Origin of the sequence: Pseudomonas sp. o96-267 (genome assembly GCF_003935465.1) — a bacterium.
Classification (GTDB): Bacteria; Pseudomonadota; Gammaproteobacteria; order Pseudomonadales; family Pseudomonadaceae; genus Aquipseudomonas; species Aquipseudomonas sediminis.
Genome location: NZ_RHQP01000062.1, coordinates 1 through 11,343, shown reverse-complemented (window position 1 = coordinate 11,343; position 11,343 = coordinate 1). Strand labels below are relative to the sequence as shown.

At 62.5% G+C, this 11,343-nt stretch carries 8 protein-coding genes; 2 read left to right on the top strand and 6 right to left on the bottom strand.

Annotated elements, in window-relative coordinates; translation table 11 throughout:
- Positions 1–99: 99 nt before the first annotated feature.
- The 6 genes from queF to EGJ86_RS24240 form a co-directional block, all read right to left on the bottom strand.
- Positions 100–930, bottom strand: coding sequence for an NADPH-dependent 7-cyano-7-deazaguanine reductase QueF (gene queF / locus EGJ86_RS24265; protein WP_125836900.1), 831 nt, complete (start codon positions 928–930; stop codon positions 100–102).
- Positions 931–1,231: 301 nt separating this feature from the next.
- Entirely contained in the window at positions 1,232–4,300 is a 3,069-nt protein-coding gene (locus tag EGJ86_RS24260; RefSeq protein ID WP_125836899.1) for an efflux RND transporter permease subunit, read from the bottom strand.
- Positions 4,297–5,319 carry an efflux RND transporter periplasmic adaptor subunit gene (locus tag EGJ86_RS24255; RefSeq protein WP_125836898.1) on the bottom strand — a complete coding sequence of 341 codons (1,023 nt, stop codon included), beginning with the start codon at positions 5,317–5,319 and terminating at the stop codon, positions 4,297–4,299. Before EGJ86_RS24255 ends, EGJ86_RS24260 begins: the two co-directional genes overlap by 4 nt.
- Before the next feature lie 157 nt (positions 5,320–5,476).
- Entirely contained in the window at positions 5,477–6,271 is a 795-nt protein-coding gene (locus tag EGJ86_RS24250; protein ID WP_125836897.1) for an ABC transporter permease, read from the bottom strand.
- Entirely contained in the window at positions 6,268–7,200 is a 933-nt protein-coding gene (locus EGJ86_RS24245) for an ABC transporter ATP-binding protein (RefSeq protein ID WP_125836896.1), read from the bottom strand. The genes EGJ86_RS24250 and EGJ86_RS24245 overlap by 4 nt, the downstream gene beginning before the upstream one ends.
- A gap of 154 nt (positions 7,201–7,354) precedes the next feature.
- Positions 7,355–8,017 (bottom strand): transglutaminase family protein, encoded by a 663-nt coding sequence (locus EGJ86_RS24240; protein WP_125836895.1) that lies wholly within the window; start codon positions 8,015–8,017, stop codon positions 7,355–7,357.
- Between the two features lie 140 nt (positions 8,018–8,157).
- Between EGJ86_RS24240 and EGJ86_RS24235 the strand changes: the two genes are divergently transcribed.
- Complete coding sequence (locus EGJ86_RS24235; protein ID WP_125836894.1) at positions 8,158–10,605, top strand: acyl-CoA dehydrogenase; 2,448 nt, start codon at positions 8,158–8,160, stop codon at positions 10,603–10,605.
- 144 nt (positions 10,606–10,749) lie between these two features.
- On the top strand, positions 10,750–11,157 hold the full coding sequence (locus EGJ86_RS24230; protein WP_099523050.1) for a PA2817 family protein: 408 nt from the start codon (positions 10,750–10,752) through the stop codon (positions 11,155–11,157).
- Positions 11,158–11,343 lie beyond the last annotated feature (186 nt).

The window sequence follows — 11,343 nt, the reverse complement described above, 5'->3', positions numbered from 1 at the left end:
AACGACAATGCCCCCATCGACTGATGGAGGCATTGTCTTCACCTTGCACTCAGACTGCTAGGTTTTCACACAGTCTGATTTGGCGGCATTTTTCATGGGTTACTGCCGCGCCAGGCGACCATTTTCCGGCTTGATCGCCTCGGTGCTGCGGTACGGGTTGATATCCAGCCCACCGCGGCGCACGTAGCGCGCATAGACAGTCAGCGACTGCGGCTGCAGCAGATGCTGCAGATCGAGGAAGATGCGCTCGACGCACTGCTCGTGAAAATCCGCGTGCTGACGGAAGCTCACCAGATAGGCCAGCAGGCTGGCATGATCCAGCGCGGTACCGCGATACTCGACGACCAGACTGCCCCAATCAGGCTGACCGGTAACCGGGCAGTTGGATTTGAGCAGATGACTGTGCAGGCTCTCCTCCACCACGCGATCGGCGTCGCAGCGCAGCAGCTCGGGTTGCGGGTGGTCGTACTGGCTGACACTGATGTCCAGATCATCGATGCACTGACCAGGCAGCGTCGCCACTCCTTCGTCAGAAACCTCAGCCAGAGAGCGCAGGCGCACCGCTACTGGCTTGCCGGCCACCGCCGACAGATCACGCACCAGTGTCGCTTGCAACTCATCCCAACTGGCGAAAGCCGACTGGTTCAGGGAATTGAGATACAGCTTGAAGGACTTCGACTCGATGATGTTCGGCGAGTCTGCGGGGATGGCGAACTCACCGATGGCCACCACCGGCTTACCGGACGGCAGCAGCCAGGACAGCTCGTAGCAGTTCCAGTAGTCCACGCCCTGATACGGCAGGCTGGCGCCATCGAGGCCCAGCTCCGCCCACTTGGTGGTACGCGAGATGGGAAACAGCAGCTCGGGGCTGTACTCGGCGATGTACTGGCTGGACTTGCCCAGCGGGGAATGTTCGGCGGGGTGCTGCATGGCTGGCAATCCAGGGTGACGAAAACCGCGCGAGTTTAGCGGGTTGAGCGCCAAGTCGCACCCGCGAAGCACCACGCAGACACTTGCAGGAGCGAACTCCGCTCGCGAATCGCCTCACCGCCAAAAGCTTCGCGAGCAGAGCTCGCTCCTACGACAATCAGTCGTTCAATGCCCGTGGGAGGGGCTTTCGGCTCGGGCATCCTGCTTCGCTCTACCTCCTGCATCCCTGCAGTCGTGGCCGCGACAGCTGCAAAAGCTCGCCGTTAAAGCGCCTCCTACGATGGCTATCGGCACAGGCCAGTCAGACCGCTGCCAGCTCCTCCTCGATTACCCGCAGCGGTGCCCAACGGCGCAGCAGCAGGTACAGCGTCGGAATCACGTAGAGGGTGAAGAAGGTCCCCACCAGCAATCCGCCAACAATCACCAGGCCGATCTGCTGACGGCTTTCGGCACCGGCACCCGTGGCGATGGCCAACGGCAGCGAACCCAGCACCATGGCGCCGGTGGTCATCAGGATCGGCCGCAGGCGCTGCACCGACGCCTCAATCACCGCCTCACGTAGCGCCTTGCCCTCGCGCAGCAGGTGGTTGGCGAACTCGACGATAAGGATGCCGTGCTTGGTGATCAGGCCGATCAGAGTCACCAGGCCGATCTGCGAGTAGATGTTCCAGGTGCCGCCGAACAGCTTCAACGCCAGCAAGGCACCGGCCATCGACAGGGGCACGCTGAACAGAATGATCAGCGGGTCGCTGAAGCTCTCGAACTGCGCGGCCAGCACCAGGAAGATGAAGGCCAGCGCCAAAGCGAAGATCAGCAGGATGCCCGAGCTGGATTCCTTGAAATCACGCGAAGTGCCGGTGTAGTCGTACTGCGTCTCAGGCGGAAATACCTCACGGGCGGCGACTTCCAGATGATTGAGCGCCTCGCCCAGGGTGTATCCGGTACCGACGTTGGCGCTGATGGTCACCGCACGTAGCTGGTTGAAGTGATTGAGCTCACGCGGCGCCACCGTTTCGCGCACCTCGATCAGGTTGGACAGCTGCACCATGCCGCCATCGCGATCACGCACGTACACCCGATCCAGGTCCTGCGGGTTGCTGCGGTCGATATCCTGCAGCTGCACCATGACGTCGTACTGCTCGCCGTTCTGCTTGAAGCGGGTCACCTGGCGGCTGCCAAACAGGCTTTCCAGGCTGCGGCCGATCACCGATACATCGGTGCCAACCGCCGTTGCCTGCTCACGATTGACAGTGATCTTGAGCTGCGGCGAATTGAGCTTGAGGTCGCTATCCAGCCCCTCCAGGCCCGGATAATCACGCATGCGCTCCATCAGTTGATCGACATAAACCTGCAGCTCGGCATATTCCATGGACGAGCGCACGACAAAGTTGATCGGCTGGTTACGCGCACTCTGCCCCAGCGGCGGGCGGTTGACTGGGGTCACGCGCATGCCGGCGATGTCCTGCAACTGCGGCAGCAGCTCATTGCGAATCTCGAACTGGGTACGCGAGCGGTCGCCCCAGTCCTCCAGTTTCATGAAGGAGATGCCCTGCGCCACCGTGGGGAAACCGGCGATCATCAAATAGCGATTGGTCTCCGGAATGCTCGCGTAAGCGGCTTCGACCTCACGGCCGTAGCGCGCCGTGTAATCGATGGTGGCCCCGTCCGGGCCATTGAACACGCCGACGATGGTGCCGGTGTCCTCGGTAGGCGCCAGCTCCGAACGCAAGCCGCCGAACAGCCAGGCGCACATCACGAAGGCGCCGAGCAGCACGCCAAGCACCAGTGGCCAGGCACGCAGGGCACGGTCCAGACTGTGCTTGTAGCTATAGGTCAGGCCATTGAGGAAGCCTTCGATCAGGTTGTACACGCGGCCATGGCTCTGCTCGTGCTGATGCGGTTTGAGCATCACAGCGCACATCATCGGCGTCAGCGTCAGCGCCACAAAACCGGAAACCAGCACGGCGCCGGCCAGGGTCCAGGCGAACTCGGTGAACAGCTTGCCGGTAGTGCCCTGCATGAAGCCGATGGGGGCGAACACCGCAGCCAGGGTCAGGGTCATGGCGATCACCGCGAAGGCGATCTCGCGACTGCCCTTGAAGGCCGCCTGCATGGGCTTCATCCCGGCCTCGATATGGCGATGGATGTTCTCCAGCATGACGATGGCGTCGTCCACCACCAGGCCGATGGCCAGAACCATGGCCAGCAAGGTCAGGGTGTTGATGGTGAAGCCCATCAACGACATCAGGGCGAAGGCGCCGATCAACGAGACCGGGATGGTCACCAGCGGAATCAGCGTCGCACGCAGCGAGCGCAGGAAGATGAAGATGATCAGGATGACCAGCGCCACGGCTTCCCAGATGGTGGTAAAGACGTTATCGATGGACTCGCGGATGAACTGCGAGTTGTCGTTGGCCACGGTCATGTTCATGCCGTCGGGCAGCAATGCCTGAACGTCATCCCAGGCCGCTTCGAGGCCATCGGAGATATCCAGCGGATTAGCCGTGGCCTGCTTGACCAGGCCCAGAGTCACCGCTGGCAAACCGTTGAAACGCACCACGGTGCGCTCGTCGCGAGGCCCCACCTCGGCGCGGCCAACATCGGACAGACGCAGCAGATAGCCTTGCGAATCGTCGAGAATCAGCTCGCTGAACTGCTCCGGGGTACGCAGATCGGTTTCCGAGAGCACGCTGAACTCACGCTCGCGTGACTCGATGCGTCCGGCCGGAATCTCCACGTTCTGCCGACGCAGGGCGTCTTCCACGTCCTGCACGGTGAGGTTGTGCGCGGCGAGCTTTTCCGGGTCGAGCCAGATGCGCATGGAGAAGGTACGTGCACCGCGCACCTGCACTTCCGATACGCCAGGAATGGTCTGCAGGCGGTCCTTGATCACTCGCTCGAGCAGGTCGGTGATCTCCATGGCACTGTGCTGCTGGCTGAGGAAAGCGATCCAGATCACCGGCTGAGCGTCGGCCTCGACCTTCTGCACGATGGGCTCATCGACCTCATCCGGCAGCAGGTTGCGCACCCGGCCGAGACGATCACGTACGTCGTTGGCGGCCTCGTCTGCGCTGCGGCCGAGGCGAAACTGTGCGGTGATCTGGGTGTTTTCCGCACGGCTGATGGAGGTGACGAAATCCAGTCCCTCGATGCCCGAGAGCACGTCCTCCACCGGCTGCGCCACCTGCGACTCCATGATTTCCGGGCTGGCGCCGGGATAGGTGACCTGCACGGTGACGATGGGCACGTCGATATTGGGGTACTCGCGCACGTTGAGGCGGTCGTAGGCCATCAGCCCCAGCAGCACCACGATCAGGGACAGAACAGTGGCAAATACCGGCCGGCGAATGCAGACATCGGAAAGTGTCACGGCTGGTGCTCCCCGCTCTTGGTACGCACGACCAGCCCTTCACGCACACGCTGCCAACCGGCGCTGATGATGGTTTCGTCACCCTGCAGGCCCTCACGGACTTCCACCAGGCCATCGAAACGCTTGCCCAGCGTCACCTCACGGCGCTCGACCTTGCCATCGACCACCAGGTTGACCAGCAACTTGTCGCCCTGCGGCATCACCGCCTCTTCGGGGATCACCAGCGCCTGCGGCCGCTCTTCGAGAATCACCGAAACGCGGACGAACTGACCTGGACGCAGGCGCCGATCATCGTTGCCGATATGCGCGCGGATAGCCTGGCTGCGCCCCGCTTCATCCAGGCGCGGGTTGATGGCGTAGATCTCCCCTCGAAAACGTTCGCCCGGGTAGGTATCGAGGGTGATTTCCACGGTCTGACCGAGGCGCACCTGGGCCACGGCCTTCTGTGGAATACGGAAGTCGACCTTGAGTGGGTCGAGCACCTCCAGGTTGACGATGTTTTGCCCGGAACTGAGGTAGTCACCGACACTGGCCTGACGCAGGCCCAGCGTGCCGTCGTGAGGAGCCTTGATCTGGGTCTTGTCGAGCCGCGCCTGGGCCAGGGCCTGGCTGGCGCGCGCAGCCTGCAGCTGGCTCTGCGCCTCATCCAGTGCCTGGGCGTTGCTGGCACCGCGCTGGAACAGCATCTGCGCCCGCTGATGGTTCTTCTCGGCGAGATCGAGATTGGCCCGGGCCTGGGCGAATTCGGCGCGCGCAATGGCGTCATCAAGGCTGATCAGCAGATCGCCGGCGGTTACCGCCTGGCCCTCGCGAAAATGCAGGGTGGCCAGGCGTCCTTCCACTTCCGGGCGGATCATCACCGACTCGTCGGAGCGCAGCGAACCGAAGGTGATCAGCTCGTCACGCACCTCCATCTGCCGCACCGGCACGGTCTCGACCATTGGCCCTTCTGCAGCCACCGCAGGCAACGCGAATACACCCAGCCACAGCAATGGAAGAGCACGCAACAGCACGGTCATGATCAGCCCCTTCTTCTTGGTAGAGGCGGAGTCTAACCGGCTGCTGCGTTACTGACAGGTGCGCAAGTTATTTCGCTATGTTTTTTTCTCTCGCCGCCACGCCTGTAGGAGCGGCTTTAGCCGCGAGATCGCGGATGAATCCGCTCCCACAAAAGCGTCACTGACGCATGCCGCGACCGCTGATCAGAAGGCGAATGCACAGGGTGTAGAGCGCAGCTGTGGCCAGCAGCATGAAGCCGATGGCTACGCCAATGCGGATGTCGGATACCCCGAGAATGCCGTAACGGAAGGCGTTGACCATATGCAGGATGGGATTGCCCAGCGACACCGTCTGCCAGAACGGCGGCAACAGGGTGATGGAGTAGAACACCCCGCCCAGATAGGTCAGCGGCGTCAGCACGAAGGTGGGGATGATCGAAATGTCGTCGAAGTTGCGCGCATACACCGCGTTGACGAAGCCGCCCAGCGAGAAGATGGTCGCCGTCAGCAGCACTACCAGCACGGTCACACCCAGGTGATGCACCTGCAGGTGGGTGAAGAACAACGACAGCAGCGTGACGATGAAGCCCACAGCCAACCCGCGCAACACGCCACCGACGACGAAGCCGATGAGGATGGTGTGCGGCGATACCGGCGATACCAGCAGTTCCTCGACGTTGCGCTGGAACTTGCTACCGAAGAAGCTCGACACCACGTTGCCGTAGCTGTTGGTGATCACAGACATCATGATCAGCCCCGGCACGATGTATTCCATGTAGCTGAAGCCGTCCATATCGCCGATCTGCCGGCCGATCAGGTTACCGAAGATAACGAAGTACAGGACCATGGTGATCGCTGGTGGTAGCAGGGTTTGCGGCCAGATACGCACGAAGCGACGGACCTCACGGTGAACGATGGTACGCAGGGCCACCAGGTTGGCGGCGAATTCGCTGTTGAGGTACTGAGAGGTCATTGCGCCACCTTGGCCAGGTTCTTTTCCACCAGGGAGACGAACAGCTCCTCCAGGCGATTGCTCTTGTTACGCAGGCTGAGCACCTCGACCTGCTGCTGGGCCAGTTGCTGAAACAGCGCGTTGAGGCCCTGACTCTTCTCCACCTGCACTTCCAGGGTGTGATGATCGACCAGGCGCGCCGGATAGCCCTGCAGCGCCGGAACGGTGCTGTAGGAATCCTTTAGGTCGAAGAGAAAGGTCTCGACGTGCAGCTTCTTCAGCAGATCCTTCATGCTGCTCAGCTCCACGATACGGCCGTGGTCGATGATGCCGATGTTGCGGCAGAGCTGCTCGGCCTCTTCCAGGTAGTGGGTCGTCAGGATGATGGTGGTGCCCTGCTTGTTCAGCTCAGTGAGGAAGCTCCACATCGAACGGCGCAGCTCGATATCCACCCCGGCAGTCGGTTCATCGAGGATCAGCAGGCGCGGCTGGTGCACCAGAGCGCGGGCGATCATCAGGCGGCGCTTCATGCCGCCGGACAGTTCGCGGGAGGCGACGTCGCGCTTGTCCCAAAGGCCGAGCTGGGTCAGGTACTGCTCGGCGCGCTCCTTGGCGACGGAACGCGGAATACCGTAGTAGCCGGCCTGGGTGACGACGATGTCGAACACCTTCTCGAACTGGTTGAAGTTGAATTCCTGCGGCACCACGCCGAGGCAGCGCTTGAGCGCGTAGGGTTCGCGGTCAAGGTCATGGCCGAACACGCTGACCGTGCCGCTGCTCTTGTTCACCAGCGTGGAAAGCACGCCGATGGTGGTGGATTTGCCGGCACCATTGGGGCCGAGCAAGGCGAAGAAGTCACCTTCGGCAACGTCCAGATCGATGCCGTGCAGGGCCTGGAAGCCGTTTCCGTAGGTCTTGGTCAACTGGCGAATGGTCAGGGCGGAGCTCATGAAGATGGGGTTTCCCGCGCGAGAGTGAGGTCGTTATAGATGGGTACGAAGAGCCCCGATTGCAACCGGGTGTTTCGCCCATTTCTTTCTGGCATGCACCCTACCGACCCCGGCGCGCAGATAAAAGACCGTCATGCCAATCTTGATTATCGACTCAGTCGATAACACTGGCCTCACGTTGCATATCGCCACTCAATTCCAGCGCACCGACCTCGAACAGATGCGGATAACACCCACGCAGGTGGTCGAAGAACAGTTGCTCCGGCAGATCCTCGAATTGGCCGTGGTCATACAGGTACTCCATGTAGCGCTCCCCCTGGTCGTTGTAAAGGTGGAAGACGCTGTCATGCAAGCCGTCGAATTCCAGCGGCGCCACCTTGAATACCCGGCACAGTGCCTCGTTGAACGCCGGCGTGGCCTTGACCCAGCGCCCATCCAGATACAGCTCGGTATAGCCATGCATGGCGAACACCTCGCTACGCAGCAGCTCCAGCAGACGCGGCGTCGACAGATGATTGCGCACGTCGGCCAGGCCGATACGCGCGGGAATCCCGCAATGCCGGGCACAGGCAGCGAGCAGATTGGCCTTGGGCACGCAGTAGGACTCACCGGCCGCCAATGCATGACTGGCCTTCAATGTCTGCGCATCGAGGCTGAAGGCATAGGGGTTGTAGCGAACCTCGTCACGCACCGCCAGATACAGGGCTACGGCCTGACTGGTCGGTTCTCGTGACGCACCACGCCAACGTTCGGCGAACTCGACTACCGCGCGATGGTCACTGTCAATGAAGCGGCCGGGACGTAGATAGGTCTGCATGGCGAGGGCTCCTGAAGTTTGCTTCAGTCTAATCCCGTCAATTGCGCCACGTTCACGACGATCCGGCCAAGCTCACCGCCCCTGCCGCCATTTATGGCTATGCTCGGGGCGTCGCCCGCTCGAATCATGGAGGAATGCACATGCTCGTCATCTGGTTGCTGGTTCTGCTGCTCGGGGTCGCCTACCTGGCCCATAGCCGTACCGCCGCCCTACCCGCCCTCGGCATCACCGCAGCCTATCTGGTGGCCATGGCATTGTTCAGCCCGGTACCGGGCTGGTTGCAACTGCTGCTGTGGATCGTCACCGGCGCCGTCGCCGCGTTCATCCTGCTCGGCGATCTGCGCCGACAACTGTTCACCAGCCCGCTGTTCGCCTGGTTCCAGCGCGTACTGCCACCAATGTCGGCGACCGAGCGCGATGCCATCGAAGCCGGCACGGTGTGGTGGGATGGCGAGCTGTTCAGCGGCAAGCCTGACTGGGACAAGCTGCTGGCCTACCCCAAGGCCAAGCTGACCGACGAAGAACAAGCGTTCATCGACGGCCCTACCGAAGAACTCTGCGCCATGATCAGCGACTGGCAGGTTGGCCAGCAGATGGATCTGCCAGAGAAAGCCTGGGAGCACATCAAGCAGCATGGTTTCTTCGCCCTGATCATTCCCAAGGAGTACGGCGGCAAGGGCTTCTCGGCCTACGCCCACTCGCAGGTGGCGATGAAACTGGCGACCCGCAGCGGCGACCTGGCCTCCACCGTGATGGTGCCCAATTCCCTCGGCCCAGCCGAACTGCTGCTGCACTACGGCACCGATGAGCAGCGCCAGCACTACCTACCGCGCCTGGCGCGCGGTGATGATATCCCCTGCTTCGCCTTGACCGGCCCGCTGGCCGGCTCCGATGCCGGTGCCATGCCGGACACCGGGATCATCTGCAAGGGCCAGTACAACGGCGAAGAAGTGATCGGCCTGCGCCTGAATTGGGAGAAGCGCTACATCACCCTCGGCCCGGTGGCGACCCTGCTCGGTCTGGCCTTCAAGGCCTATGACCCGGATCATCTGCTGGGCGACAAGGAAGACCTCGGCATCAGCCTGGCGCTGATCCCCACCGATACCCCCGGCGTGGAAATCGGCCGTCGTCACCTGCCTCTCGGCGCTGCTTTCATGAATGGCCCGAACTCCGGCAAGGACGTGTTCATTCCGCTGGAGTACCTGATCGGTGGCCAGGAGTACCTCGGCAAGGGCTGGATGATGCTGATGAACTGCCTGTCGGTCGGTCGCTCCATCTCCCTGCCGGCAGTCGGCACCGGCGCGGCCAAATTCACCAGCCTCGCCACCGGCCAGTACGCCCAGCTGCGTGAGCAATTCAACGTGCCGCTGGCCGCCTTCGAGGGCATCCAGGAGGCGCTGGCGCGCATCGGCGGCAATGCCTGGCTGATGGACAGCGCGCGCATCCTCACTGCCAACGCCGTCGATCTGGGCGAGAAACCGTCGGTGCTGTCGGCGATCCTCAAGTACCACCTGACCGAGCGCGGCCGCGAGTGCATCGGCCACGCCATGGACGTGCACGGCGGTAAGGGCATCATCATGGGCCCTAACAACTACCTGGCCCGCTCCTGGCAGGGTGCACCGATCTTCATCACCGTCGAGGGCGCTAACATCCTCTCGCGCAACCTGATGATCTTCGGTCAGGGTGCCATCCGCTGCCATCCGTACGTGCTCAAGGAAATGTCCCTGGCCGACCGCGAGGACAAGGACCAGGCACTGATCGAGTTCGACTCGCTGCTGATGAGCCATATCGGCTTCGCCGTCGGCAACGCTGCCAGCAGCTTCCTTCTCGGCCTGACGCTGAATCGCCTGGGCACTGTGCCGGGTGACGACCTCAGCCAGCCTTACTACCGCGCCCTCAATCGTCTGGCAGCAGCCTTCGCCCTGTGCGCCGACAGCAGCATGATGCTGCTCGGCGGTGACCTGAAGCGCCGCGAGCGTCTGTCCGCGCGCCTCGGCGACGTGCTCAGCCACCTCTACCTGGGTTCGGCCGCGCTCAAGCGCTACCACGACCTGGACTACCCGGAAGCGATTCGTCCGCTGCTGCGCTGGGCCATGGAGGAAAACCTCTATCACGCCGAACAAGCGCTGGATGACCTGCTGAGCAACTTCCCCAACCGCCTGTTCGGCTGCCTGCTCAAAGTGCTGGTGTTCCCGCTGGGCCGCCGCCATCAGGGCCCCAGCGACGCGCTAGACGCCGAAGTTGCGGCAATTATCGGCCGCCAGGCCGGCGATCCTGCTCTGGAGTCGGTGCTGGAAGGTTGCTACCGCCCGCAGGCCGATCAGGATTCGGTGGGCGCCCTGCAGCATGCGTTGAACCTGGTGCAGGCCAGCCAGGACGCTCGCAAGCGCCTGCATCAGGCGCTCAAGGACGGCAGCCTGCAACCAGCGCCGGGCCAGGGCACCATCGAAGCGGCAATCGCTGCCGGTATCCTCGACGGCGAACAGGGCCAGCGCCTGCAAGCGGCCGAAGCGGCTCGGCGTCGCGTGATCGACGTCGACGACTTCGCCAAGGAAGAGCTCACGCTGGAGAGCGGCAAGGTACGCTGACTCGAGCCGCCTGTGGGTGGAGCTTCAGCCGCGAGCTGCATGCGTCGCGGCTAAGGCTCCTCTCACGAAGGCCAGCCATGCAGGACAGCGGGCGTCAGGAACTCTATACTCCTGCGCCCGTTTTACCCTTCAGGAACCTGCACCATGGCCAGCCATATCGAACACCACCTCGCCCTGCTCAATCACCTGCGCGGCATCCTCGTCGCCCTGGGCGAAGCCGAACAGGTGCTCGACGACAGCCACGCCCTGTTCCTCGAGCGCTACGACGAACTGCTCGCCGAATTGCCGCGCGACCCGGTTTCCAGCCAGTATCTGGGCCAGGATCTGATCAGCCAGGTGTTCCACCGCTACCCACAAATTGCCCACCTGGTCCCCCGTGATCTGCTGTGGTTCTTCGGTGGCGACTGCCTGCACTTCATGCCCGACGAAGAAATCGCCCTGTACCAGACCCTCGACGAGCGCCGTTTCGAAGCCGAAGAGAACGACGAACCTTTTGACTGGAACCTGGAAAAACAGCTGCTGGCCCTGCCCACTGACGGCGCCAAGCACTGATCCACTGGCCGGCCAGCAACGAAAAAGCCCGCCGATACACCGAGCGGGCTTTTTCTGGCAGCAAACGACAGAAACGAAAACGCCGCTCGATTGAGCGGCGTTTTCGTTTATTTGGAGCGGGAAACGAGACTCGAACTCGCGACCCCGACCTTGGCAAGGTCGTGCTCTACCAACTGAGCTATTCCC